The organism is Luteibacter sp. NPDC104163 (assembly GCF_055584245.1).
Map to the genome: position 1 here is coordinate 131,232 of NZ_JBVJMK010000001.1, position 25,342 is coordinate 156,573.

Annotated in this window: 20 protein-coding genes and 2 tRNA genes; 8 read left to right on the plus strand and 14 right to left on the minus strand. The window is 63.8% G+C overall.

The genetic code is table 11. The features are described 5' to 3' along the window. Window positions 1–5: 5 nt before the first annotated feature. The 3 genes from ACZ6YI_RS00575 to ACZ6YI_RS00585 all read left to right on the plus strand — a co-directional run bounded on the left by ACZ6YI_RS00575 (window position 6) and on the right by ACZ6YI_RS00585 (window position 6,673). Entirely contained in the window at window positions 6–3,329 is a 3,324-nt protein-coding gene (locus ACZ6YI_RS00575; protein ID WP_440327085.1) for a multidrug efflux RND transporter permease subunit, read from the plus strand. Between the two features lie 420 nt (window positions 3,330–3,749). Next, complete coding sequence (locus ACZ6YI_RS00580; protein ID WP_465776987.1) at window positions 3,750–6,146, plus strand: TonB-dependent receptor plug domain-containing protein; 2,397 nt, start codon at window positions 3,750–3,752, stop codon at window positions 6,144–6,146. Between the two features lie 134 nt (window positions 6,147–6,280). Beyond that, window positions 6,281–6,673, plus strand: a complete 393-nt coding sequence (locus ACZ6YI_RS00585) for a BrnT family toxin (RefSeq protein ID WP_465776988.1) — start codon at window positions 6,281–6,283, stop codon at window positions 6,671–6,673. A gap of 283 nt (window positions 6,674–6,956) precedes the next feature. On the opposite strand, the gene ACZ6YI_RS00590 is transcribed toward ACZ6YI_RS00585, so the two are convergent. After that, window positions 6,957–7,493: an energy transducer TonB gene (locus ACZ6YI_RS00590; protein ID WP_465776989.1), complete on the minus strand. Its 537-nt coding sequence runs from the start codon at window positions 7,491–7,493 to the stop codon at window positions 6,957–6,959. 280 nt (window positions 7,494–7,773) lie between these two features. Here ACZ6YI_RS00590 and ACZ6YI_RS00595 point away from each other — a divergent pair, with 280 nt between their 5' ends. After that, window positions 7,774–8,475, plus strand: a complete 702-nt coding sequence (locus ACZ6YI_RS00595) for a hypothetical protein (RefSeq protein WP_465776990.1) — start codon at window positions 7,774–7,776, stop codon at window positions 8,473–8,475. A gap of 89 nt (window positions 8,476–8,564) precedes the next feature. Here ACZ6YI_RS00595 and ACZ6YI_RS00600 read toward each other — a convergent pair whose 3' ends face one another. Then, window positions 8,565–9,725, minus strand: a complete 1,161-nt coding sequence (locus ACZ6YI_RS00600) for an acyl-CoA dehydrogenase family protein (protein ID WP_440328020.1) — start codon at window positions 9,723–9,725, stop codon at window positions 8,565–8,567. A gap of 170 nt (window positions 9,726–9,895) precedes the next feature. On the opposite strand from ACZ6YI_RS00600, the gene ACZ6YI_RS00605 reads away from it, so the two are divergent. Genes ACZ6YI_RS00605 through metH form a run of 3 tightly spaced genes read left to right on the plus strand, consistent with a single transcriptional unit; the run spans window position 9,896 to window position 14,615 of the window. Continuing rightward, a complete protein-coding gene (locus ACZ6YI_RS00605; RefSeq protein ID WP_465776991.1) occupies window positions 9,896–10,822 on the plus strand; it encodes a metalloregulator ArsR/SmtB family transcription factor in 927 nt (308 codons plus the stop codon). Window positions 10,823–10,833: 11 nt separating this feature from the next. Then, entirely contained in the window at window positions 10,834–11,916 is a 1,083-nt protein-coding gene (locus ACZ6YI_RS00610) for a homocysteine S-methyltransferase family protein (RefSeq protein WP_465776992.1), read from the plus strand. Then, window positions 11,913–14,615 carry a methionine synthase gene (metH, locus tag ACZ6YI_RS00615; protein WP_465776993.1) on the plus strand — a complete coding sequence of 901 codons (2,703 nt, stop codon included), beginning with the start codon at window positions 11,913–11,915 and terminating at the stop codon, window positions 14,613–14,615. The genes ACZ6YI_RS00610 and metH overlap by 4 nt, the downstream gene beginning before the upstream one ends. An 83-nt stretch (window positions 14,616–14,698) precedes the next feature. On the opposite strand, the gene ACZ6YI_RS00620 is transcribed toward metH, so the two are convergent. The 8 genes from ACZ6YI_RS00620 to pilV all read right to left on the minus strand — a co-directional run bounded on the left by ACZ6YI_RS00620 (window position 14,699) and on the right by pilV (window position 22,677). Then, the gene (locus ACZ6YI_RS00620; RefSeq protein ID WP_465776994.1) at window positions 14,699–15,031 is read right to left on the minus strand and encodes a lipid-A-disaccharide synthase N-terminal domain-containing protein; all 333 of its coding nucleotides are present in this window, start codon (window positions 15,029–15,031) and stop codon (window positions 14,699–14,701) included. Window positions 15,032–15,145: 114 nt separating this feature from the next. Further along, window positions 15,146–15,220: transfer RNA gene (locus tag ACZ6YI_RS00625), tRNA-Val, on the minus strand. A gap of 51 nt (window positions 15,221–15,271) precedes the next feature. Further along, the gene (locus tag ACZ6YI_RS00630; protein WP_465776995.1) at window positions 15,272–15,868 is read right to left on the minus strand and encodes a GspH/FimT family pseudopilin; all 597 of its coding nucleotides are present in this window, start codon (window positions 15,866–15,868) and stop codon (window positions 15,272–15,274) included. 14 nt (window positions 15,869–15,882) lie between these two features. Beyond that, window positions 15,883–16,311: a type IV pilin protein gene (locus tag ACZ6YI_RS00635; RefSeq protein WP_465776996.1), complete on the minus strand. Its 429-nt coding sequence runs from the start codon at window positions 16,309–16,311 to the stop codon at window positions 15,883–15,885. Between the two features lie 2 nt (window positions 16,312–16,313). Further along, window positions 16,314–20,165, minus strand: coding sequence for a pilus assembly protein (locus tag ACZ6YI_RS00640; protein WP_465776997.1), 3,852 nt, complete (start codon window positions 20,163–20,165; stop codon window positions 16,314–16,316). A gap of 14 nt (window positions 20,166–20,179) precedes the next feature. Next, window positions 20,180–20,803 (minus strand): pilus assembly PilX family protein, encoded by a 624-nt coding sequence (locus ACZ6YI_RS00645; RefSeq protein WP_465776998.1) that lies wholly within the window; start codon window positions 20,801–20,803, stop codon window positions 20,180–20,182. A 12-nt stretch (window positions 20,804–20,815) separates the two neighbouring features. Beyond that, window positions 20,816–22,123, minus strand: a complete 1,308-nt coding sequence (locus ACZ6YI_RS00650) for a PilW family protein (RefSeq protein ID WP_465776999.1) — start codon at window positions 22,121–22,123, stop codon at window positions 20,816–20,818. Then, window positions 22,120–22,677: a type IV pilus modification protein PilV gene (gene pilV, locus ACZ6YI_RS00655; RefSeq protein ID WP_465777000.1), complete on the minus strand. Its 558-nt coding sequence runs from the start codon at window positions 22,675–22,677 to the stop codon at window positions 22,120–22,122. Before pilV ends, ACZ6YI_RS00650 begins: the two co-directional genes overlap by 4 nt. Before the next feature lie 193 nt (window positions 22,678–22,870). Here pilV and ACZ6YI_RS00660 point away from each other — a divergent pair, with 193 nt between their 5' ends. Beyond that, window positions 22,871–23,134, plus strand: coding sequence for a hypothetical protein (locus ACZ6YI_RS00660; RefSeq protein WP_465777001.1), 264 nt, complete (start codon window positions 22,871–22,873; stop codon window positions 23,132–23,134). Between the two features lie 2 nt (window positions 23,135–23,136). Here ACZ6YI_RS00660 and ACZ6YI_RS00665 read toward each other — a convergent pair whose 3' ends face one another. From ACZ6YI_RS00665 to ispH, 4 genes are all read right to left on the minus strand, one after another. Beyond that, window positions 23,137–23,337, minus strand: a complete 201-nt coding sequence (locus ACZ6YI_RS00665; RefSeq protein WP_465777002.1) for a hypothetical protein — start codon at window positions 23,335–23,337, stop codon at window positions 23,137–23,139. A gap of 139 nt (window positions 23,338–23,476) precedes the next feature. Next, window positions 23,477–24,037, minus strand: coding sequence for a GNAT family N-acetyltransferase (locus tag ACZ6YI_RS00670; RefSeq protein WP_465777003.1), 561 nt, complete (start codon window positions 24,035–24,037; stop codon window positions 23,477–23,479). 187 nt (window positions 24,038–24,224) lie between these two features. Continuing rightward, a tRNA-Thr gene (locus tag ACZ6YI_RS00675) sits at window positions 24,225–24,300 on the minus strand. A 43-nt stretch (window positions 24,301–24,343) separates the two neighbouring features. After that, window positions 24,344–25,285 (minus strand): 4-hydroxy-3-methylbut-2-enyl diphosphate reductase, encoded by a 942-nt coding sequence (gene ispH / locus ACZ6YI_RS00680; RefSeq protein WP_465777004.1) that lies wholly within the window; start codon window positions 25,283–25,285, stop codon window positions 24,344–24,346. Between the last annotated feature and the right edge of the window lie 57 nt (window positions 25,286–25,342).

Below are 25,342 nucleotides of genomic sequence, written 5' to 3' on the forward strand. Positions count from 1 at the left end.
CCGTCATGCCGAGTTTCTTCATCGACCGCCCCATCTTCGCGTGGGTCGTGGCGATCCTGATCTGCCTTACCGGCACGATCTCGCTGCTCAACATGGGCATCGAGTCGTATCCGAACATCGCGCCCCCGCAGGTCGTCGTCACGGCGAACTACCCGGGTGCGAGCGCGGATACGACCGAGTCGACCGTGACGCAGGTGATCGAGCAGCAGCTCACGGGTATCGACCACCTGCTGTACTTCAGCTCGTCGTCCAGCTCGTCGGGCCAGGCGACCGTCACGCTCACCTTCGATACCGGTACCGACCCTGACATCGCCCAGGTGCAGGTGCAGAACAAGGTGTCGCTGGCGACCCCGCGCCTGCCCTCGGAAGTGACCCAGCAGGGCGTCGTGGTGGCCAAGTCGAACCCCGACTTCCTCGCGTTCATCGCGCTGACCTCGTCGAACCCGGCGATCGACAGCAACCGCCTCACCGACATCGTGTCGTCGCAGGTGCTCGACCAGGTCGCCCGTATCCCGGGCGTGGGCAGCACCCGCCAGCTCGGTGCCGAGTACGGCATGCGCGTCTGGCTGAACCCGGACAAGCTGCGCGGTTACGGCCTGTCGGCCACCGACCTGCAGAAGGCCCTGGCGAGCCAGAACGTGCAGTTCGCGGCCGGCGCCATCGGCTCCGACCCGGCCGTCGACGGCACCGGCTTCAACGCCACCGTCTCCGCGGAAGGCCGCTTCACGACGCCGGAAGAGTTCTCCAACATCATCCTGCGTGCCAACAACGATGGCACCGTGGTGAAGCTGAAGGACGTGGCCCGCGTGGAACTGGGCCCGCAGAACTATGGCTTCGCCACCGAGTGGAACGGCACCCCGACGGGCGCCTTCGGCGTGCAGCTGCTCCCGGGCGCGAACGCCCTGGACGTGGCCAACGCCGTGCGCGCGAAGATGGCCGACCTGGCCAAGAGCTTCCCGGAAGGCGTGACCTGGTTCGTGCCGTATGACTCCACGAAGTTCGTGGTGATCTCGATCGAGGAGGTGGTGCACACCCTCATCGAGGCGATCATCCTCGTCTTCCTCGTCATGTTGCTGTTCCTGCAGAACTTCCGCGCCACGATCATCCCCACCCTGGTCATCCCGGTCGCCCTGCTCGGCACGTTCCTGGGCCTGTCGCCACTGGGCTTCACCATCAACCAGCTGACCCTGTTCGGCATGGTGCTGGCGATCGGTATCGTGGTGGATGACGCGATCGTCGTGATCGAGAACGTCGAGCGCATCATGTCGGAGGAGAACCTTCCCCCGAAGGAAGCGACGCGCAAGGCGATGGGCCAGATCACCGGCGCCGTCATCGCGATCACCGTGGTGCTGGCGGCGGTGTTCATCCCCTCGGCGCTGCAGCCGGGTGCCTCGGGCATCATCTACAAGCAGTTCGCGCTGACCATCGCCGTGTCGATGGGCTTCTCGGCCTTCCTCGCCCTCTCGTTCACCCCGGCGCTCTGCGCCACGATTCTCAAGAACGAGCACGGCCAGAAGAAGAACATCGTCTACCGCAAGTTCAACGAGGTCTTCGACTGGACGACGCACACCTACGCCGGCCACATCACCTCGGCCGTGCGTCACGCGCCGCGCTGGATGGTGGTGTTCGTGCTGATCTCGGTGCTTTGCGGCTTCCTGTTCTCGCGCCTGCCCAGCAGCTTCGTCCCCGACGAAGACCAGGGTTACGCACTGGCGATCGTGCAGCTCCCGCCGGGCGCCAGCATCGCGCGTACGCAGGCGGTGCAGAAGAACATGCGCGATATCCTGCTCAAGGATTCCGCGGTCGATGGCGTGTTCCAGATCTCCGGCTTCAGCTTCCTGGGCCAGGGTGAAAACGTCGGCATGAACTTCATCCGCCTGAAGGACTGGTCGGATCGTGACATCAAGGCCACCGACTTCATCGCGCAGATGAACGGCAAGATGCAGGCGGTTCGCAATGCCACGATCTTCGTGGTGAACCTGCCGACCATCCGCGGCCTGTCGCAGTTCGGCGGTATCGACATGTACCTGCAGGCCCGTGCCGGCCAGTCCCGAACGGAACTGACCCAGGCCCGCAACATGCTGCTCGGCGCCGCCGCGCAGGACAAGCGCCTGGTGGGTATCCGCCCGAACACGCTGGAAGATTCGCCGACCCTGAAGCTCGATGTCGACCGTACCCAGGCGCAGACCCTCGGCCTGTCGGTCAGCGATATCTACACCGCGATCCAGCTCACCCTGGCCCCGGTGTACATCAACGACTTCCAGTACGGCGGCCGCGTGAAGCGCGTCATGCTGCAGGCCGATGCGCCGTACCGCATGGGCACCGACTCGTTCAACCACATCTTCACCCCGAGCACGCTGGCCTCGTCGTCGACGTCGACCTCGTCGGGCGTTTCCAGCGCCTCGACCACGACCGACAGCACGATGATCCCGCTGTCGAGCGTGGTGCACACGACGTGGACGAACGTGTCGCCGAGCCTGACCCGCTACAACGGCTACTCGGCGGTGGAAATCGTGGGTAACCAGGCCCCGGGTTATTCGACCGGCCAGGCCATGGGTATCGTCGAAGGCATCGTGAATGACAAGCTGCCGAAGGGCTTCGGCTATGACTGGACCGGCCAGTCCTACCAGGAAATCCTGGCGGGTAACTCGGCCACCATGCTCATGGTGCTGTCCATCGTCATCGTGTTCCTCTGCCTCGCCGCTCTGTACGAGAGCTGGTCCATCCCGGTGGCCGTGCTCCTCGTGGTGCCGCTCGGCATGCTGGGTACGGTGGTGTTCTCGCAGCTGCGTGGCCTGCCGAACGATATCTTCTTCAAGATCGGCCTGATCACCGTGATCGGCCTGGCCGCGAAGAACGCGATCCTGATCGTCGAGTTCGCGGTGGAGCAGCAGGGCCACGGCAAGACGCTGAAGGAATCGGTCGTCGAAGCCTCGCGCCTGCGACTGCGCCCCATCCTGATGACGTCGATGGCGTTCATCCTCGGTGTGTTGCCGCTGGCGATCTCGACCGGTGCGGGCGCCAACTCCCGCCACGCGATCGGTACCGGCGTGATCGGCGGCATGCTGTTCGCCACGATCCTCGGCCTGCTGCTGATCCCGGTGTTCTACGTGATCGTGCGCCGCATGCTGGGCGACAAGCTGGACGAGGTCTCGCACACGATCCGTCACCACGGTGACGGTGGCGACGACGGCCACGACCCGCATGGCGGCGGCAACAACCCGCACGGTGGCGGTACCCCGCCGGTGAACGCGGCGCCCCACGCACCGAACATCGGTGACGTCAGGGCCTTCGATTCGGATCCGCGACGCGGGACGGATCGGCCGTAAGCCGCATCACGCAAAACCAGGAGCCCGGCGAAAGCCGGGCTCTTTTTTTGTTCACGCGATAGCCCCGGTTGACATCCGCCCCGCGCACCCCCAGCATGAAATAACGATCTGGCCATCCAGACGTCTCACCGGGCCAACCACACGAGGCTTACGTGACCCCGACCATGCAGCACGCCATCAACACGCCCTCCCTGCCGACCACCTCGCTGGTCGCGGCGTGTTGTTGCTGTTGTCGGGCCTAAGCCCCCGCCGCTCCCCGTAGGAGCGCGCTCGCGCGCGATCGGCGCTACCTAGCCGCCGGTTTCGCCCCCTCCCCCTCCGTTTCTACAAGCCATCGCCCTCACCGGCGAGCTAGCGTCGTTCGCGTGTGTTTACGCGAATGGCGCCGCTTACCCATCGCTCGACCACCAGGATCGCCCCATGCCTTACGCCCCGAACCGCCGCCTTGCCCTGCCCCTCCTGATCGCCGCAGCGCTTGCCACGCCCGTCGCGGCTGCGCAGGAGACACCGCCCGACACGCAGGGCAAATCGCCCACCCAACTCGAATCCGTGGTCGTCACCGGCACGCGCTCGGTGAACCGCAGCCAGGAAAGCTCGCTGTCGCCGATCGACATCGTCACGGCGAAGGACCTGCAGTCGGCGGGTGATACGCAGCTCGCCGCCGTGCTTTCCCGCCTGGTGCCGTCGCTGAACTTCCCGCGCGCACCGGGCAACGATGGTTCGGGCATCGTGCGGCCGGCGGCTCTACGCGGCCTTTCGCCCGACGAGACGCTCGTGCTGGTCAACGGCAAGCGCTGGCACACGACCGCGCTGCTCAACCTGCAAGGGGCGCTGGGTCGTGGCTCGGCTCCCGCCGACCTGAACTCGATCCCGATCTCGGCGATCGACCATATCGAAGTGCTGCGCGACGGCGCCTCGGCACAATACGGCTCAGACGCGATCGCGGGTGTGATCAACATCGTGCTGAAAGGTGCGGCGAAACCCGGAAGCAATGAAGCGAGCATCACCGCGGGCCGCTACAGCGCGGGTGATGGCAAGCAATACCAGGGTGAGGCCAGCATCGGCGTGCCACTCGGCGGTGATAAGGGCTGGGCGCGACTGAGTGTGGTTCAGGGCCATGCCGACGCGACAAACCGCGGCGGCCTCGATTTTCGCGACCCCACGTCACCGGTCTACGGCACACGTACCCAGCGCATTGGTGAACCCGACATCAGCAATCATCAGGCGTTGCTCAACGTCCAGTACGCACTCACACCGCATGCTGATTTCTATGCGTTCGCCAGCACGAGCAGCCGTGAAGGCACCTCACCCGCGCTGTTCCGCGCCTACAACAGCACGCGGAACGTCCCGGCGATCTATCCGAATGGCTTCCTGCCGCTCAATGACGTCCGTTCGATCGATAGCGCGCTGGTTGCCGGAGTTCGCGGCACCACGGCAAGCGGGTGGCGCTGGGATATCAGCGGCAACTATGGCCGCGACCACGTAAGCATCGATCCCATCCACACCTTGAACCGCGACCTCGGCGCGGCGAGCCCCACGAGTTTCAACGCGGGGCGGCTGATATCGACGCAGAAGGCTTTCGACGTTGATATCGCGAAGGATATTTCCGTCGGGTGGCTGGAGAATCCGGTCACGCTGGCGTTTGGCGTCGAGTACCTCTACCAGCGTTATGGGATCGAAGCCGGCGATCCGGCCTCTTACTTCGGCACGGGCTCGCAGGGCTTCCCGGGCTTCACGCCGGGCGATGCGGGATATCACTCGCGTCACGACGTCGCCGAATACATCAGCCTCGAAAACCAGATTACCGACAAGCTGAGCGGATCGCTGGCAGTACGCCATGAGGATTACAGCGACTTCGGCAACACCACGTCGGGCACGCTATCTGCCCGTTACGACTTCACCGACACGTTCGCCCTGCGTGGGACGGCGGGCACCGGCTTCCGCGCTCCATCGCTCGCGCAGCAGTTCTACACCACCACGTCGACAAATGTGATTGGCGGCGTCCCGACCCAGATCCGCAACTTCGCGGTAAGTGACCCCGTGGCGCGCGCCCTGGGTGCCGAGCCACTGAAGGCCGAGAAGTCGCATAACTACACACTGGGCGCTACGTACTTGCCGGGCGCGTGGACGTTCTCACTGGACGTGTACCAGATCACGATCGGCGATCGCGTCGTCCCGTCCGAGAACCTCGTGGGCGATGACGTACAGGCCTACCTCACCAGCCAGGGCTACGCGAACATCCAGGGCGGCAGTTACTTCACCAATGCGCTGAAGACGCGCACGCGCGGCGTGGACCTGAGCAGCGGCTATCGCCTGGATCTCGGTGCGTCGGGTATCTGGCAGTTCACGGCAGCGTACAACCGCAACCACACGTCCATTCTCTCAGTTGCGCCGAATCCACCGCAGCTAGCCCAGAATGGCCTCGAACTGATACGCGTTGGCCACATCGCGCAGGGGTACATCACCAACGGCGCACCGCGCGACAAGATCGCACTAGGTAGCGACTACACACTCGGCAGCTGGGCCTTCCACGGGACGCTGACGCGCTATGGGCAGTTCTCCCAAAACCAGGACCCGGTAAGCAACCCCGGCTACGACCAGACCTTCCCGGCCCGCTGGCTGCTCGACCTGTCCGCGAACTACAACGTCGACGGCTGGACGTTCACCGCTGGCGTCGACAACCTCACCAACGTCTATCCGCAGAAGTACAAGGCAGGTAGCGATGGCGCGGTAGGGGGCACGTGGCCATACCCTGACTACTCGCCGTTCGGCTACAGCGGCCGCTACCTGTACACGCGCGTTGCTTACCGGTGGTAGATGCTAGCCCGGACGATCGCGCACACAAATTGAGTCACTTCGTAAGGCCAACTTACCCGACACGACCTCGTGAGCGGCTCCTACACCGAGCCGCGTCACTCGCTGGCATATCGCAAAACGCGCTTAGAAGACGCTTGCATCTCGCCTCCAAAGCCGAATGCCATGCCGGTCACGTCACGCAATCGTTTACTTTTATCGCCGCTATGTGGCCACATGCGTCGCGACCTGCTGTGAACAGGTCTGCGTTCGAATGGGACGTCCACAAGGCTCGAAGCAACGAATCGAAACACGGGGTTTCGTTCGACGACGCGACTCTCGTCTTCCGGGACAAGTGGGCGTCCGAGCAAGCAGATGATGGTGACCATAAAGAGGAAAGGCGTCGCGCCATTGGCTCGGCAAGCCATCAGATCCTGTTCGTCGTCTATACGGCGCGTCGCAACGCCATCCGAATCATCTCAGCCCGCAAGGCAACTCGCCATGAATCCGAAAGCTATTGGAAGAACCGTTTACTACACGCTCGATCTTGACGCTCCCCCGAGCGAGGAAGCCGTTGCGCGACTTGACGCACTGAACGATCGGCCGATCGATTTCAGCGACATTCCGCCACAAGTCGTCGACGAGACCTGGCACCGACCCGAGTGGGCGCTCGCACTCGCGGAGCGTCATTCGGCGTTAGGCGACCGAGCCCTTAGTGGCCACATACAAAAGCTGCAGCATGGAGACACTGCGTTGTAGAAGAACCTGATGTACATGACTATAGTGAAAACCGTCACTTCGCCACTGGGCTCGCGAACACACAAGGACTGCGCGTCAGGTACTGTCAGCCTTTCTCACGCCGACCTGCGGCATTCCCCGCTTCACCTCGAAGTGGAAGATGTAATCCATCGAGAACGGTACGGCTTTTGCCGCAACACGGTGCGTGCTTCCATCCGGGCCATCAACCCAATCGGTCAGGAGCAAGGGGTTGTAGCGCCACGCACCGACAGCCGCGACCACCGCATCAAAAAGAACGATGGAGTCACGGTCCCTGACGCTATCGACATTACCGCTGCGAACTTCCGTCACCTCGCCGGTGGCGCTCACGATAACCTTTACGCGAATATCCCGCGGAGGTAGCCCGCGTTCGAGAAGCTCGGGAGGATAGATGGGGGATGCATGGTCGATCGGGGCAACCGCGGTCGCGGCCTGCTCGGGCTTGAGCGTGTAGCGCGCCTGGCCCATGTCGACGACAGCTTTCCAGTCGACACCGCCCTTGTTCGCACCCTGCCTTGCCGTCGGGGCGGCGCAGGAACCCAGCATCAAAGCCGACACGATGCTCATCGCTGCCGCGCAGAACTTCACCGTCAATCCACTCATCCCTGCTCCCCTTTGGGTGTCACCGAACCCGCCGAAGCTTGCGAAGAACGTGCTCGAACTCGGACGTGTCGGCTGTCTCGCCCAAGGCTACATCACTAAGGCTACTAATGATCGCCATTACAGCGAGCATCGCAATGTCGCCATCGGAGTCGCGGACAAACAGACGCTGTTTGGGGTACGAGCTTCCATGGGGCCGGGTATACCGGCCCTTTTTTTGCGACCATCTGCCACACGGGCACGGCTATGGATCACTACAACCTGGAGGTAGTACATGCGAGTCACCCTTTCCCACGCAATCGGCGGCTACGCGGCCGTGATGACCCTGGCGGTCATCTGGCTGGGCACATCGGCCATGGCAGCACCGGCGCCGCAGCCGGCGGCATCGAAGTTCACGACGATCGACGTCCAGCGCATCAACGTGCGCGAACCGGATGGCACCCTACGGTTGGTGCTATCCAGTCGCGGAGCCCTGCCGGGGATCATCGTCGGGAATAAGGAGTATCCCCACCCGAATCGCTCCATGGCAGGCATGCTGTTTTACAACGATGAGGGCATCGAAAACGGTGGCCTCTCCTTCGATGGCGGCATGAAGGATGGAAAGCCCACTAACAGCGGAGGCCTCACTTTCGATCGTTACCGCCAGGATCAGACGCTGGAACTCGTGAGTGAGGAGGACGGAAGTGATCGCAAGGCCGGCCTCGCCATCAACGACCGCCCTGACGGATTCATGGATATTCAAGGGGTGCTGGACGCGGCGAAGTTGCCACGCGACGAGGCCATCGCAGCAGCCAGGAAAGCCAATGTCGGGATTGCACAGCGAGCATGGCTAGGTCGAACGCGCGACGGCAAGGTGTCGCTCATCCTCAGCGATCCGCAAGGCCGGCCCAGGCTAACCCTCGGCGTGAGCAACGACGGTACACCGAGCGTCGATATGCTGGATGCATCGGGGAAGGTAATGCGTTCGCTCAAGTAACCAGCGTCTACTGCGTACAGATGTCGATCCTCTGAAGCAAAAACCCCGGCACGTGGCCGGGGTCTTTGTGTATTGCTATAACGGTTCGCTTAGCGCAGCCCCGTCTCCGCACGGGCGATCACCATGCGCTGGATCTCGCTCGTGCCCTCGTAGATTTCCGTGATCTTCGCATCGCGGAAGTAACGCTCGAGCGGCATTTCCTTCGAGTAGCCCATGCCGCCGTGGATCTGCACGGCCTGGTGGGTGATCCACATGGCGGCTTCGGAGGCGACGAGCTTGGCCATCGAGGCCTCGGTGCCGAAGCGGCCGCCGGTCTTCTCGACCTGGCCCTTGGTCCACGCGGCACGCAGGGTCAGCAGCAGGGCCGAATCCAGCTTGCACTTCATGTCGGCGATCTTGGACTGCGTCATCTGGAACGTACCGATCGGCGTACCGAACGCCTTGCGGTCGCGCGACCACTGCAGCGTGGCTTCATACGCCGCGCGGGCGACGCCCACGGCCTGCGAAGCAATGCCGATACGGCCGGCGTCGAGCACGCCCATGGCGATACCGAAGCCCTTGCCCTCCGCGCCGAGCAGGTCTTCCGCCGGGCAGACGTAGTCGTGGAACTCGATTTCGCAGGTGGCCGAGGCGCGGATGCCGAGCTTCGGCTCGGTCTTGCCGGCCAGGAAGCCCGGACGCTTGGTATCGATGATGAACGCGGAGACGCCCTTGGCACCGATCCCCGGCGTCGTCACGGCGAACAGCACGATGTAACGCGCCACCGGGCCGGAGGTGATCCAGCTCTTCTTGCCGTTGATGACCCAGTCACCGTCGGCGTTCTTCACCGCGCGGGTGTGCATGTTCGACGCATCGGAGCCGGACTGCGGCTCGGTGAGCGCGTAGGCACCGATGGCTTCGCCCGAGGCGATGGCGCGCACGTACTTCTGCTTCTGCTCTTCGGTGCCGTTCTTCAGGATGCCGTTACAGAAGAGCGAGTTGTTCACCGACATGATGGTGGAGGTAGCAACATCCGCCGCGGCGATCTCGACCATGGCCAGAACGTAGGCAACCGGATCCATGCCGGCGCCGCCGTACTCTTCCGGCACCTCGATGCCCATCAGGCCCATCTGGCCCATTTCCTGGATGTTCTCGAGCGGGAATTCACCCTTGGCGTCGAACTCGGCGGCCACCGGGGCGATACGCTTCTGGGCGAAATCGCGGGCGATGGACTGGATCGACAGCTGGTCGTCGGTGTAGCGGAAATCCATGGGTCATACCTCGGGCCGACAGGCGGCTCGGTTAGTCTTTGGGGAAAGCGATCCGCCCATTCTAACGGTCGTTCGAGGTTTTCCCGCCCTGCACCGCAACATCCCAACTTGACGTTGGGCCCGTTCAGCCCCATCCTTAGTATCTCTGTATCGCGATGAAAGGATGTGGGATGGATCTGACGACGGCCTCGACGGTGTTGCGGCTGCTCGCCGACCCCACCCGGGTGCGCCTGCTGGCGCTGCTCGATCGCGAAGAACTGACCGTGGCCGAGCTGGCTGCCGTCCTGCACCTCGCGCAGCCCCGCGTCTCAACCCACCTTGCGAAACTCAAGGAGGCCGAGCTGGTGCGCGATCGCCGCGCCGGGGTGTCGGCCTATTACCGGGCCAACAGCGAAGCCGACCCCACCCTGGTCGCCCTCGTCGGCACGCTCCGCGACACCCTGAGTGACGCCCTGCTCCGCGAAGACGCCGAGCGCCTCCCGGCCGTACTGGCCCAGCGGGCGAGCACGGAGGGATGGGCGGACACCGTTGCCGGCGACATGGAGCGGCACTATTCCCCCGGGCGCACCTGGGAAACCCTGGCTCGCTCACTCCTGCAGCTGCTGGAGACCGGCGACGTGCTCGATATCGCCTCGGGCGATGGCGTCACCGCCGAACTGCTCGCACCGCATGCTCACTCGATCCTTTGCGTCGACAGTTCCGACCGGGTGGTCGAGGCCGCCCGGCAGCGCCTGGCCCACTTCGCCAACGTAGAAGTGCGGCAGGGCGACATGCAGCAGCTGGACCTGGGCGAGCGCCGTTTCGACCTCGTGCTGATGATGCACGCCCTGACCTACGCCGAGCGCCCGGGTGACGTCTTCCGCCAGGTTGCCGGCGTGCTCAAGCCCGGCGGCCGCGTGCTGGCCGTGACCCTGGGCGAACACGACCACCGCGCCGTCGTCGAGCCGTTCGACCACCGCAACCTGGGCTTCAGCCGCGACGGGCTCACTGCCATGGCACGCGACGCCGGGCTGGACGTGGTCAGCTGCGACCGCCTGAGCCGCGAGCGCCGCGCACCCCATTTCGAAGTCATCAGCCTGCTCGCACGCAAGGCCTGAGGAGAGCACCCATGAGCAGCCTTCCCTGGCTCCACCCCGAGCGCGTCGCCCTGATCCAGAAGGGCCTCGCCGAACGCATCATGATCCTCGATGGCGGCATGGGCACCATGCTGCAGAACCATAAGCTGGACGAGCATGGCTACCGTGGCGAACGCTTCGCCGGCGGCCACGACAGCACGCACGACCACGGCCATGACCACCCGGGCGAGTGCGACCTGAAGGGCAACAACGACCTGCTCCTGCTGACGCAGCCGCAGATCATCCAGGGCGTGCACCAGGCCTACCTCGACGCAGGTGCCGACTTCGTGGAGACCAACACGTTCAACGCGACGCGGGTGAGCCAGGCCGATTACCACCTGGAACACCTCGTGCCGGAACTCAACCGCGAAGGCGCCCGCCTCGCGCGCGAGGTATGCGACGCGATGACGCTGAAGACACCGGAAAAGCCCCGCTTCGTCATCGGCGTCATCGGCCCGACCAGCCGCACCGCATCGATCTCGCCCGACGTGAACGACCCAGGCTTCCGCAACGTGACGTTCGAGGAGCTCAAGGCGAACTACGTTGAAGCTGCGCGCGCGCTGATCGAAGGCGGTGCCGACACGATCATGGTGGAGACCATTTTCGATACGCTCAACGCCAAGGCAGCTCTGTTCGCACTCTCCGAGCTGTTCGACGAGCTCGGCGCCCGTGTCCCCGTCATGATCTCCGGCACCATCACCGACCGCTCGGGTCGTACCTTGTCCGGGCAGACGGCGGAGGCGTTCTTCTACTCGGTGGAACACATCCAGCCGCTGTCGGTCGGGCTGAACTGCGCGCTTGGCGCCGAGGACCTGCGCCCGCACGTGGGCATGCTCGCGCGCATCGCCAACGCTGCGGTCAGCACCCACCCGAACGCAGGCCTGCCCAACGCCTTCGGTGAGTACGACGAAAGCCCCGAGAGCATGGCGGCAACCATTCGCAGCTTCGCCGCGGATGGCCTGATCAACATCGTGGGTGGCTGTTGTGGCACCACGCCGGCGCATATCGCGGCCATCGCGGCCGCCGTCGCGCCCTACGCCCCGCGCGCCCCCAAGAGCACCGTCGAAGCCGCATGAGCATTCGCTACACCCGACTCTCCGGCCTCGAGCCGCTGGTCCTCACGCCGGACCTCAACTTCATCAACGTCGGTGAACGCACCAACGTCACGGGCTCGGCGCAGTTCCGCAAGCTGATCAAGGAAGGCCGCTACGAAGAGGCCGTGGATGTCGCCCGCCAGCAGGTGGAGAACGGCGCGCAGATCATCGACATCAACATGGACGAAGGCCTGATCGACTCCGAAGCCGCGATGACGCGCTTCGTGAACCTGATCTCGTCGGAGCCGGATATCGCGCGCGTGCCGATCATGGTGGACTCCTCCAAATGGAGCGTGATCGAGGCGGGCCTGCGCTGCATGCAGGGCAAGGGCATCGTCAACTCCATCTCGATGAAGGAAGGCGAAGCGCTGTTCCTCGAGCATGCGCGCAAGGTCCGCCAGTACGGCGCGGCCGTGGTCGTCATGGCCTTCGACGAGGCGGGCCAGGCCGATACGAAAGAGCGGAAGGTCGAGATCTGCTCGCGCGCGTATGAACTGCTCACCGGTGAACTCGGCTTCCCGCCGGAAGACATCATCTTCGACCCGAACATCTTTGCCATCGCGACCGGCATCGAGGAACACAACAACTACGCCGTCGACTTCATCGAGGCCACGCGCGAGCTGAAGAAGCGCTTCCCCTCGTCGCATATCTCCGGCGGCGTCTCCAACGTCTCGTTCTCGTTCCGCGGCAACAACCCGGTGCGCGAGGCGATCCACTCCGTGTTCCTGTACCACGCCATCGCGGCGGGCATGGACATGGGCATCGTGAATGCCGGCGGCCTGTCGATCTACGACGACCTGCCGGAGGAACTGCGCGAGCGCGTCGAAGACGTCGTGCTGAACCGCCGCCCCGACGGTACCGAGCGCCTGCTCGATATCGCGGACAAGTACAAGGGCGGCAAGGGTGCCGTGGTCGTGGAATCCGCCGCATGGCGCGAGAAAGGCGTGCAGGAGCGCCTGAGCCATGCGCTCGTCCACGGCATCGACCAGTACGTGGTTGAAGACACCGAGGAGGCCCGCCAGCAGGCGACCCGGCCACTGGATGTCATCGAAGGCCCGCTCATGGCCGGCATGAATGTCGTCGGCGACCTGTTCGGCGCGGGCAAGATGTTCCTCCCGCAGGTGGTGAAGTCAGCCCGCGTGATGAAGAAGGCCGTGGCCCACCTCATCCCCTTCATCGAGGAAGAAAAGAAGCTTTCCGGCGAAGCCGTGCGCAGCAACGGCAAGATCGTGCTGGCGACGGTGAAGGGTGACGTCCACGACATCGGCAAGAACATCGTCGGCGTGGTGCTCCAGTGCAACAACTTCGAGGTCATCGACCTTGGCGTGATGGTGCCCACGCAGAAGATCCTGGACACCGCGCGGGCCGAAAACGCCGACATCATCGGCCTTTCCGGCCTGATCACGCCGTCGCTCGAAGAAATGAGCCAGGTGGCTCGCGAGATGCAGCGCCAGGACTTCCACGTGCCGCTGCTCATCGGCGGTGCCACCACCTCGCGCGCGCATACCGCCCTGCGCATCGAGCCCCATTACAAGTCGCCCACCGTCTGGGTGAAAGATGCCTCGCGTGCCGTAGGCGTGGCCCAGTCACTGGTCAGCAAGGACCTGGTGGACGAGTTCATGGCGAAGGTGCGTTCGGAGTACGCCGAGGTGCGCGAGCGCCACCGCGGCCGCGGCACCGGCAAGACCCTGGTGGCGCTGGACAAGGCCCGTGCGCAACGCTTCACGTGTGACTGGAGCGCCTATGCGCCGCCCGTGCCGAAGACGCCGGGGATCACAGTATTCGATGACTACGATCTTGCCGAGCTGCGCCAGTACATCGACTGGTCACCGTTCTTCAACGCGTGGGAACTGGCGGGCAAGTTCCCGGCGATCCTTTCCGACGAGGTCGTGGGAACGCAGGCGACCGACCTGTTCAACGACGCGCAGGCGATGCTGGACAAGGTCATCGCCGAGAAATGGCTCACGGCCAAGGGCGTGATCGGCTTCTGGCCGGCCGCCCAGTCGGGTGACGATATCGAGGTCTACGCGGAGCCTGGCACCGGCGAAAAGCGTAAACCCATGGCCGTGCTGCACCAGTTGCGCCAACAGGTGGACAAGCCGGTCGAACGGCCCGACTTCTGCCTTGCGGATTTCGTCGCGCCCAAGGCCAGCGGCGTGCAGGATTGGGTCGGCGGCTTCGCGGTCACGGCCGGCATCGGCATCGACGCCCATGTAGCTCGGTTCGAGGCCGCCTACGATGATTATTCGGCGATCCTGCTGAAGGCATTGGCGGACCGACTGGCCGAGGCCTTTGCCGAGCGCATGCACGAGCGCGTGCGCAAGGAATTCTGGGGTTACGAGCCGGATGAGGCGCTGGATAACGAGGCGCTGATCAACGAATCCTACCGCGGAATCCGCCCTGCCCCCGGCTACCCGGCCTGCCCCGAGCACACCGAGAAGCGCACGCTGTTCGCGCTGCTCGATGCGACGAAGCACACCACCGTCGAACTCACCGAAGGCATGGCCATGTACCCCACGGCCGCCGTTTCCGGCTGGTACTTCTCACACCCGGACAGCCAGTACTTCGTGGTCGGCCGCCTCACCCGCGAGCAGGTGGACGACTACGCGAAGCGCAAGGGCTGGGACCGCCAGGAAGCCGAACGCTGGCTGGCCACCAACCTGGACTACGACCCGGATTGAGTCTCACCCGTGGGAGCGCGCTTGCGCGCGATGGGGATGCCGCGGCGCCCATCGCGCGCAAGCGCGCTCCCACAGCAGCCGGGTCAGGTCTCTTCCGGGCCGCCCGGCTTCACCGTTTCCTTGTTGTCCTTGTTCTTCAGGTGCGCGAACACGTTGTAGAAGGACACGAGCATCGGGAAGGCGGTCTGGATGATGCCGACGGAATCGTTCTTGCCCCAGATGAAATAGGCCAGGGTCAGGACGCTGCCGCTGACGGACAGGTACCAGAACGACATGGGTACCGTGACCTTCTTGTTCTTCTTCGTGGCGTAGAACTGGACGAACCAGCGCGCGGTGAAGAGCAAGGTGCCGATAAGGCCGATGATCTTCCACGGGGTAAGGGTGATCAGGTGGAGCTCGGTGAGGGCTTCGTGCATGGCGATGTCCTGGGGCGTGCGTCCGGCGATTCTAAGGGCTGGCGCCTTCCCCGGGGCTTAGGGAACGGCGGGGCAAAAAAAACCCGGCGCGAGGCCGGGTTTTCAAGGATTCGATGGTGGGCGGTACAAGGATCGAACTTGTGACACCTGCCGTGTGAAGGCAGTGCTCTACCGCTGAGCTAACCGCCCATCGAGCCGCGCATTTTACGGGGGAGCGACCGGCACGTCAACGGCCCCGGGCTACAGGGTGCAGGCCGCCGCCGGGGCCAATTCGGCGATCGAGACCCCTCCGGATGGATTCAGGGAAACCTGCCGGCCCGGGACTTCCGCCGTGCTCTCCGCGCCATCTCCCGACTTGTTGAGCACACAGATGACGAAGTTCTCGGCCGTGCGCCCGTTGTTGGTCACGGGCAGGCCGCTCTGGTTGAACGTCAGCACCTTCTCATCAGTGGCCGATATGGAGGTCCGGTCATCCCCTTTCGATGCACGCAGGAGCGCATGCGCGGGGTCGGCGGTGGTGCTGTAGGCCTGGTTCGGACCCGTGCTGCCCCCGTCGTAAGCGTAGATAAGCCAGCCGGTGGCGTACGAACTGGATGTGCCGGTATCACATGTCTCCGCATCCGTGGAACGGCAGATCGAGACATATTTGTGCCGCCCGGCCGCTTCGGCTCGAGCGTAGGCCAGGTCACCCGCAAGGTCGTTGGTCGTATTCGAAACGTACCCGCGACGCATCGCCGTGCGCAACGACGGGACGGCCACGGCCAACAAGATCGCAAGCACGAGGATGGTGATCATCAGCTCAACCAGCGACAAGCCGGCGATCTCGCGAGAATGCATGGGCATCCGGGATTTCACCAGCACCTCCCATTGGCGTTGTCTTGTCCGCTCTGCGATTTGACGCCGAGGGAGTTGATCGTCAACTTCGCGCACGTGTCCTTCGCCTGGCCGGCCTGCGGCGTAGCCGTCGCTATGTAGTCGGTGGTGATGTCCTTTATGGCCGCCAGGCTGATCTGGTAGTAACCATTGTCCGTGGTATCCGTGCCGAACTTCAGATCCCCCGTCACCGAGGTCGCGTACTTGTTGTAGGTCGCGTAGTAACGCTCCTGCGCCGTAGCGACCCGCATCAACATGCCTTGCGCATCCGTACGGCGCGCGCGAAAGGCATATCGGTTGTAAGACGATACGGCGATTGCCGTAAGGATCGCGATCACCGTGACCACGATCATCAGTTCGAGCAGGGTAAAGCCGCCCTGCCCGCGTTGCCCCCTGTGCTTCGTCATGATCAATTGTTCCCGTTATTGAGCACGCGCCACGAACGACGGCGCCAGATCGCATCGCCGAAGCCGAACGTCGCACCGCTCTTGGAGAGCGAGATGCCCGGCAGGTAGATCTGGCCGCCGCCCACCTGGGTCGCCGCCGGCAACTGGCCGTTGGTGGGCACGTTGGTCACGCGGGCACCTGCCTGGGAGTAGCCATCCGGCCAGTTCTTGATCGTGCCGAAGCCAACTCCTGCACCCGCGCCGCCGGTGGCAGCATCGATGACCAGCACCGCACCCTGGCGATCGGGCTCGCACGGATCGCTACCGGTCGGGATCAGCGTGGTCACGATCGCGCGGCCGCTATCGAACAGGGCCGTCGGATCGACCACGACGCGCTCGCCGGCATCGGTGACTTTGTTGTCCGCATCGGTCACGACCAGGTCGAAGTACCAGCCACCCACCGCATGGCCGTCCTTGTCGACGAGTGGCACTGGGTCCGCCTTGAGGCCACGGATCTGGTCGACCTCGGTCATCTTCTGCTTGATCAACGAGGCTTCCTGAACCGCCGCCTGGCCAGGCTTGCCGGGTTCGCGAATACCGTACACACCCTGCACCGGAGTCGTGGAATCGATGGTGTTGTCGCTACCACCCAAGTACTTGCCCGTACCGAAGACTACGATGAAGTTCTGCGTGTTCGGGTCGGCGAACAGGCGCGGCATGACGGTAATCGGACGCTTGCCAAGGTTGTCCGAGGAAGGATTGTAGGCCAGATCGACCGCCCACTTCTTCGGATCCGGATCGCTAAGGTCGAAACGCCACAACTGCCCCTGCAGGTCGCCGGCAAAGGCGACGTCATCCACCTGATCGCTGTTGTAATCGCCGAGCACCGGGGACGACAGGCCAAAGCTCGTGGTGCCCGCCGGCGTCGTGAGCTCCTTGATCAGCTCGCCCGTCTGCGCGTCCACGACGAACAGCGAGCTGGTCTTGTTGCATGCCGCGGGAATGTCCTTGCAGTCCGTACCCGTCGGGAAGTAGCCGCTCGGGATCAGGACCACCCACTTCTTGTTCGCGAGCCGACCGACGTTCGGGCGGCCATAGGTGTAACCCAGGTTGGCCGGGTTACCCGCTGTCGTCGACGCCACGGAGCTGTTGAATTCCCAGAGCACCTTGCTCGCGGCTCCCGCCTCGGTCGCCCCCGGATCGGTGATATCGAGCGCGTAGACGCCACGGCCACCCATGCGCAGGCCGCCGATCAGGATCGAATGCCAACCCTTGGTGCCCGAGGAGAAGAACACATCACGGACCACCGGGGTAGCATCCACGGTGGGGATGAACTTGTAGTTCGTCAGCACCGTCTGGTCGTAAAGGTGGTTGAAGACCGCGTTGGGAATGTACGCCCAACGCTCCTGGCCGGGCGACGGCGCACGATCCACGGTGTCCGCGGGCGTCCCCGAGTACTTGTCGCTGGCGAGCGTGGCATCAAACGCGTGGAGCATGCCGTCGTTGGCACCGACGTACAGGGTCGGGGCACGCTTCGCCCACGTGTTGGCGAAGGTCGTGTAGCTGTACATCAGCTTATTCGACGAGTCGAGCTGGGACTCGGGATCGCCGGACGGCCAGGTATCGGAATAGCCGGCAGCCGGGTATGCCACATATACGGCCTGCGAGTCGATGATGGCGCCCACGACCGAACCGCGCGCGCGGAACAACGTGTTCTCGTCCGTACGCACGCCGCGGAGGTAATCCGTACGCTTTTGCGCATTTTTGTCGGACGTATAGCGGGGATCGACAGCCTTCAGGTTGACACCGAGGTCGCTCGAGTCACTCCAGGTGAACGCCGTTCCCACGAGCTTCTTGTCGCTGTTGAATGCGGAGGTAAGGATCACGCGATTGCTAGGCACACGTGCATCGAGCAGCGCCGCGGCATCCCAGAGCAGCGCACCTACGTTACCGCTTCCATCCACGCTCTTCGCGACGACCGAACCGGAGTAGTCCGTACTGTTGAAGCCCGTCACGTAGGTCACCGCGTTCACACCGAGCACGGCAGTATTGAGTGCACTGGCGACGGGCGCCGTTTCGCGGGTGACGATGCTGTTGATCACGGCCAGCAACTGATCGACCAACTGCTGCGGATTGTTCGCGCTGAACATGGCGCCGCGGCTATTTATCGCCGCATGCCACGTATCGTCGGCTTTCGCCGGCACGTCGACGTTCTCATTATTGGTGCCACCAGCAACTCGCCATGCCGACCACTGCTTGGTGCCATTCCGGAGATTCGGAAGATCTCCCGGGAAACTCAGATTGCCGCCCAGCCCAAAAGCCACGATAAACTGCACCAGGTGAGGCCAGGTCGCGGGATCGTTGGAAGGATTGAAATAGACTTCATCGGGCAACTTGGTTGGGTCGTTACCGATCGCGCCCGTCACGGGAGCGCCCAGTTTACCGGTGGTCTTGTCAGGGATATAGGGAACGACATTGTTCTTCGCGAAGGTGCGAAGCGGCGTCGCCCAATAGTAGAACGCCTGGTCAGCGAAACCAGCATGACCTTCCTGATCCGGTCCGTTCGAATACACCTGCGTATAGGGTGACGACGGATCGTACTTGCGGCCGTCCGGTAGATCATGAGACGCCTGATCTACATTCTGGGGATCGACCGCTACTTTGGTGTCGACCGTCGTCAGCGAATAGCCCACGTTGGTCTTGTCGTCATAATCGTCTTTCCAGCCGCCATCAGTTACGAGCAGGTGGTAGTTGCGTCGGCACGTCAGTTCCTTCTGATAGAACGTGTCGTAATACGGATTCTTCTCATCATTCGAGTTATTGGTCGGACCCAGGAACCGCATGACGCGCTCCGTGGTGCTTCGCGTAGCGGTACCACCACTTGCGCCCGATGCATAGAGAAAGGTGAAGAAAGACTTGCGCTGCGCATCATCCGACAGCGGCTTCAGCACCGATTTCCCCGTCGTGAACGAGCCCGTATTATTGTTGATACGTTGCCACTGAACGCGAATATTGCTCGGAATGGACTGGAAGGCGCGGGACACGCTGCTCCGGGCCGCAAGCGTGCGATTTCGATAATACGAATACCAGTTCGCGAAGTTCGTCTTCTCAGTATCTGAGAGCGTCGTGACGTCGACGGCAGTATAGTTCGTCGGCTTGTACAGCTCCGCTGTCTTCGTCGTGTCAACTGTTGATTTCAGTTGATAATAAAACGCGTGCGGACCAACAGGGTCGTCCTTGGCCGTCCCCAATTTATCGACGAACGGAAACGCCATGTAGCCGTCCGTAGGGTTACATGTCGTAGATACCTTATTGCCATTCTTGGTAAGGGGCGTGGCCATCCTGATGTTATTCGGCTTCGGGGTCGTAGACGAACCAGCCCAGGTCACGTAGTACGCGTTTGCGAGATTCGTACTACCCGTACCCGCAATGCCGTCGGTCCACGCCGCGGTGAACGTTGAGTTGCTCATCTGCGTACCATCAACCTTCCTCGGAGGAACATAGGTGACGGTGGGATCGTAGTACAGGGTGTTGACCGCCGAAGAAAAGGCCCACGGGTGTATGCCTGGCACGGGATCGTTGGCGACGCCGTACCACGAACACATCTTGGTGTTCGTCGCCGGGTCCGTAATCAAACCCTTGTTTGCGCCCCACTTCGGATCGCCGTCACCGAGGATGCCTGGCACGTACGACACGATCATGCTGCCCGAGTCGTCGTACGTCAGGATGAGGTTAGGCGCGACTGCCAGCGTCAGGTCAGGCGGTGTCGAGCTAAGGTCGACCGTGTTCGGCGTGGTTTGCGCGCCAACCGCCCCCGAGAGCGTGAGAAGCAGCGCGACGCCGAGAGCCTTCAATTTGGACGAATGCGTGGTCATAGGAGGTCCGTTCGTCAGTCCGACTTTGCGGCGAAGGTGGTTTCGAGGACACGCACGGCGTTTTCGCTGTTGCCGACGCCGCGGGCGGTCACGCGATAGATGTGGCGGTTGGTGCTGGTGTAGCCCGTGCCCGTGCCGCCGGTGGAGCCTGATTCACGCTGCAAGCCGGCACCCTGCGGCACTTCGCGTCCCAGGTCTTCAATGAGGTAGTACGGGTTATGCGCCAGCTTGAAGCTGTTATCTGCCGATTCGTCGGTGAACTTGTCGCCCGTCGATACGTACTCCGTGCCGCCGTCGGTGAACCAACCGGCATTAGAGCGGAACTTCGCGGCAATCGTGCTCGGCGTCGCGGCGTTGTAGGAAATGCAGTCGCTCAACGCCCCCTGGGTGCACTTCATCAGCGTCGTCGGGTCACCGCTGGCGCGCCACAGGCGCCACTCCGCCCCACGCAAGGCCGACTCAGCCGACCACTCGGCCAGCTGTGAGTTGCGCAGACCGCCGGCGAGGCGCTCCTGCATCAGCGAGGTGCCCGAGGCGGCGACGGCGAGCAGGGTCACCAGCAGCAGGAAGATCAGCGCAACGACCAGTACGACGCCGCGTTGCTGCCGGGGATGGAACGAAGAAGGAGACGTAGCCATGGCGCGTTACCTTTAGGGGTTGTAGTTACGCATCATCACGAGCACGTTGAACTCGCGGCGCATCATGTGATCGTCGAAGCCCTGGTCGGACGGTTTGACGGCGAAGCCCGAGGACGAAGGCGCTGCCGGGGTGGCGATGCCATCCGGGCGGTACGAGTGCGCCAGGTCCGGCTCGAGGAGCGAGTACAAGGGCTTCTGGCCATCCATCAGCAGGTGCAGTTCCACCGCCTTGACCGCGCGCCACAGGCAACCGGCGTCCGGTGTCAGCTGGTTGGCGGCACCGGGTGGGCACGCCAGCGTGCCGCCAGCGGTCGCCGTATCGACTTCGTTGGCCGTGAGGTAGCGGACCATGCCGTTGGCATCCTCCACCCCGTAGCGGAAATCCATGCGCTCCACGCCACGCGCGATTTCCTGGCAAGGATCGGTGTTGTCGTTATCGCAGCGCATGAGCGCACCGGTCTTCTTACCCGTCGCGGTACCGTCGTTGCTGACCACCTGCAGGTAGTACGTCACCGTACGGAAGGCGCGTGAGAAATCGAAGAACTTCGGTGCAGCCTGGTCGGTCAGGCGTACGGCACGCGGCACCGCGAGATTGTTATCCGCGTCGGGTTTGAAGTTCCCATTGCCCGTTACGGCAAACACGGTGGCGTTCGAGCAGTCGGCCACCATGCCCAGGTCGCCCGCCTTGAAATCGGTGAGCGGCGGTTCGCCAGTTCCCGGCGTGATGCTGACATCGGTGATTTCGCCATTCACGGACGTCATGGTGCTCGCACCACCGAGCGCCCAGCCTTGTGCCGAGTCGAGGTAGCGCACGGTGAGCACGGCGGCACCTACCACGCGGTTGCCGATATCCGTACCCATCTCCGGGATCTCTGCCGGGGCGGTCGGCGTACAGGTACTCGTGTCGCAGTCATAGCCACGCATGAAGAAGAAAGACGGCAGTGGATAAGGCGCTGCGGGCGTGTCTGGATAGGGAGAGCCCCACGGTGTGGTGTTGTGCAGCGGCGAGAACGTCTTCGCGTACACGATGGGCGTACGCAGGCCGTCGAGGTAGACACCGCTACTGGTGGTATTGGCGACGCCACCCGTGCTGCTGCAGTACTGCGCATTCACCATGTTCAGGTCATCGGTAAGCCGCTGCACGGCAAAGCGGCCCTCTTCCTGCAGGCGAGCCATCTGCGTCTGCGCGCTGTTGCTGCTGGACATCGAGAGGAACACGCTGATGATGCCGGCCGCGACCAGCAGGCCAAGCACCATCGCGACCATCAGCTCGACGAGGGTCACGCCACGGGCGGACCGGGAAAAGGACATCGAGCTCATGGCTGGAACACCCAGGTGAAGGATTGCAGGCCGTCGGTGGCATCCGCCGTGCGGTCGTCGTTGCCGGTAATGCCGCGCTCCGCCCAGGTGATGGTCATCTTGCAGGAGCCACCGTACGGCGGCCGCATGCCGATCTGGCTCGAGGGGTTGTAGCTAAGCCCGTCGTTGGAGCAGGTGATCTTGGTCGTACCCAGCCCAGGCACCGTGTCCTTCAACATGTCGCCCCACTGGAGCTGGTCGCGGAGCGCCACCTGGTCAGGGGTGCAGGGATGGGCACCATCGCACTTCGGATCGGTTCCCGCCGACAACGGATAGCTGCCGTTGTATTTCAGGCCCCACAGGCCGTAGGGGTTGGCCCGCATGCGGTCGGCCATGTTGTTGGCCAGGAACGCGACCTGGGTACGGACGTAGGCCGTATGGTTTGACTTGGTCGCCACGATCAGGAGCCCGGCCACGCCGATGAGGCCGATGCTGAAGATCAGCACGGCCATCAGTACCTCGATCAGGGACGCACCGCGCTCGCCGCGCGGCGTCCTGGACTTACTCAGATGCATTTCCCCTACCCCTTTTCTGACGGCCTTAAAATCAGCTAAAGCCTGGCGCAATGCCAGCGCGCGCCGACGTGCGGTCAGAGATTTCCGACAAACGGTAGGGGGTGCCTGAGGCTGCCATGTGGCCGTAGCTTACGGATAACACAGCGGTCACGACCTGGCCGGGACAATAGCACCGTCACGCAGGAGCCCGACCGTGCAAGCCCAGTACGTCCACACCGCCCACGACGCCATGTTCCGCATCGTCAGCCACGGTCATCGTTGGCGCGCATTGCGCGCCGATGCGGAACTGGGCCGGTTCGATACCGCCGAGGACGCCGTGCGCGGGCTGTGTGAATGCCTGCCTGGCACCCGGCTCCCCCGCCGCCTGGCCGACTGGCGCTACCTGCCCGCCGGCGCCCTCGCCCATCTGCCCCCGCCGACGCCGGCCGCCCTGGCCCGGCTGGCCAGCGCCGCCTGAACTCAGGCCTCTTCGCCGATCATCTTGTCGATCGCCAGCCTGGCGTGCGGCAGGAAGTCGTCGGTGGACTCGCAGTCGGCGAGTAGGGTGTCGGCATTGCCCGTCCCCATGCTCAGCACTTCGATGCCGCCTTGCAGGATGGTGTAGCCGGAGCGGCTGCAGAGGATTTCATAGCCCCTGTAGTGGTGCACTGGGTGATCCATGGCGTTCGTTTACTCGAGTTGGGTTACCCGGCGCCGCCCGTCCGACCGGTAGCAGCCAGTGTAGGGATCACCCGGATGAATGCCCTGTGTTCCAGCGCGCCTGGGGCTTGCACATTTCAGGCAAAACACCGGCCGCGGTTCAGCCGGGCCGCCGCCATTCGCGCGCCAGCATGGCGTAAATGACGTCGTCCACCCATTCGCCCCGGAAGAAATAGCTCTCCACGTGGTGGGCCTCCTGGCGAAAGCCCAGTGACCGCAGCAGCGCGATGCTGGCCACGTTGCGCGGGTCGACCGAGCCTACCGAACGGCGGTAGCCCCATTCGCCGAAGGCCAGCTCAAGCATGGCCGCCAAGGCTTCGCGGGCATAGCCCCTGCCCTGCCTGTCGGGACGCAGCGAGACGCCGAACTCGATGGCGTCACTGGTGGATGCCGGGAAATGCACGCCAAGGTCGCCGACGAGTTCACCGGTGGCACGGTCGCGGACGGCGAGCTGGCACCACGCATCCGTGGCGGGGAACGGCAGGTCGGCCTGCCCGGCGATGAACGCCTCCGCCTCGGCCAGGCTGGCCGGTTTCCAGCCCTGGTAGCGGGCGACGGCATCGTCGCCCCGATAAGCAAACAATACGGGCGCGTCACCCGGTTCCAGCCGATCAAGGCGCAGGCGCGCCGTATCGATCGCCATGTCTCGTGTCGCTTGCATGCATCCCTCGCAAATGTCTTTACGCAGGCATTACCCGAAAACCGCCCAGGTCGGGCAGTGTTATACGCGTGCGGCCAAGATACTGGCCGCACCTTTCCATGGGAACTTCGGACAGGCAAAAAAAAACCCGCGTCAGCGGGTTTTTCCGTTGCTTCCACGAACGCGCCACGGCAATCGGGGAAGTGTTTGGTGCCGGAAATAGGAATCGAACCTACGACCTCATCATTACGAATGACGCGCTCTACCAACTGAGCTATTCCGGCGAGACGCGGAATTCTAGGGGACGCGAGCCCCCTGCGCAAGGCCTCAGGAGGCCAGGCGGAGTTCCTTCGGCAGGGCAAACGTGATGTTCTCGGCCTCGCCGTCGAGCTCACGCACGTCACCAGCGCCCCACGACTGCAGGCGGGCGATGACTTCCTTCACCAGCTTCTCGGGGGCCGAGGCGCCCGCCGTGACGCCGATCCGGGCCTTGCCATCGATCCAGGCCTTCTCGATGTGCTCCGCGCCATCGATCAGGTAGGACGGGACGCCCTGCTTTTCCGCCAGCTCACGCAGGCGGTTGGAATTGGAGCTGTTGACCGAACCCACCACGAGCACCAGGTCCACCGCGTCGGCGAGACGGCGCACCGCGTCCTGGCGGTTCTGCGTGGCGTAGCAGATATCGTCCTTGCGCGGGCCTTCGATCGAAGCGAACTTCGCGCGCAGCGCGTTGATGATCGCGATGGTGTCATCCACCGAAAGCGTGGTCTGGGTAACGAAGGCCAGCTTGTCCGGCTGTACCGGCACCAGCTCGGCGACGTCTTCGACCGACTCGACCAGGTAGATATTGCCCGGATTGGCCCGGTTCCACTGCCCCATCGTGCCTTCAACTTCCGGGTGGCCGGCGTGGCCAATCAGGATCACGTCCTGGCCGGCGCGACCCAGGCGGGCGACTTCCATATGCACCTTGGTGACCAGCGGGCAGGTGGCGTCGAACACGCGCAGCCCGCGGCGGTCGGCTTCCTCGCGCACGGCCTTGGGCACGCCATGCGCGCTGAAGATCACCGTGGAGTTATCCGGTACCTCGTCGAGCTCTTCGACGAACACGGCGCCATCGGCGCGCAGGCGCTCGACCACGTAGCGGTTGTGTACCACTTCGTGGCGGACGTAGATCGGCGCACCGTACGATTCGAGCGCGCGCTCCACGATGGCAATGGCGCGATCGACGCCGGCACAGAAGCCGCGGGGGTTGGCGAGGATGATATCCATGCCGGGGATTATCGCACGGGATGGGGGTGTTCGCGGTCCATGCCGGGCATCGCGCGC

Coding starts and splice junctions, on each gene's coding strand:
- ACZ6YI_RS00575 (WP_440327085.1), top strand. CDS start 6: ATGCCGAGTTTCTTCATCGACCGCCCCATCTTCGCGTGGGTCGTGGCG.
- ACZ6YI_RS00580 (WP_465776987.1), top strand. CDS start 3,750: ATGCCTTACGCCCCGAACCGCCGCCTTGCCCTGCCCCTCCTGATCGCC.
- ACZ6YI_RS00595 (WP_465776990.1), top strand. CDS start 7,774: ATGCGAGTCACCCTTTCCCACGCAATCGGCGGCTACGCGGCCGTGATG.
- ACZ6YI_RS00600 (WP_440328020.1), bottom strand. CDS start 9,725: ATGGATTTCCGCTACACCGACGACCAGCTGTCGATCCAGTCCATCGCC.
- ACZ6YI_RS00605 (WP_465776991.1), top strand. CDS start 9,896: ATGGATCTGACGACGGCCTCGACGGTGTTGCGGCTGCTCGCCGACCCC.
- ACZ6YI_RS00610 (WP_465776992.1), top strand. CDS start 10,834: ATGAGCAGCCTTCCCTGGCTCCACCCCGAGCGCGTCGCCCTGATCCAG.
- metH (WP_465776993.1), top strand. CDS start 11,913: ATGAGCATTCGCTACACCCGACTCTCCGGCCTCGAGCCGCTGGTCCTC.
- ACZ6YI_RS00620 (WP_465776994.1), bottom strand. CDS start 15,031: ATGCACGAAGCCCTCACCGAGCTCCACCTGATCACCCTTACCCCGTGG.
- ACZ6YI_RS00630 (WP_465776995.1), bottom strand. CDS start 15,868: ATGCATTCTCGCGAGATCGCCGGCTTGTCGCTGGTTGAGCTGATGATC.
- ACZ6YI_RS00635 (WP_465776996.1), bottom strand. CDS start 16,311: ATGACGAAGCACAGGGGGCAACGCGGGCAGGGCGGCTTTACCCTGCTC.
- ACZ6YI_RS00640 (WP_465776997.1), bottom strand. CDS start 20,165: ATGACCACGCATTCGTCCAAATTGAAGGCTCTCGGCGTCGCGCTGCTT.
- ACZ6YI_RS00645 (WP_465776998.1), bottom strand. CDS start 20,803: ATGGCTACGTCTCCTTCTTCGTTCCATCCCCGGCAGCAACGCGGCGTC.
- ACZ6YI_RS00650 (WP_465776999.1), bottom strand. CDS start 22,123: ATGAGCTCGATGTCCTTTTCCCGGTCCGCCCGTGGCGTGACCCTCGTC.
- pilV (WP_465777000.1), bottom strand. CDS start 22,677: ATGCATCTGAGTAAGTCCAGGACGCCGCGCGGCGAGCGCGGTGCGTCC.
- ACZ6YI_RS00665 (WP_465777002.1), bottom strand. CDS start 23,337: ATGGATCACCCAGTGCACCACTACAGGGGCTATGAAATCCTCTGCAGC.
- ACZ6YI_RS00670 (WP_465777003.1), bottom strand. CDS start 24,037: ATGCAAGCGACACGAGACATGGCGATCGATACGGCGCGCCTGCGCCTT.
- ispH (WP_465777004.1), bottom strand. CDS start 25,285: ATGGATATCATCCTCGCCAACCCCCGCGGCTTCTGTGCCGGCGTCGAT.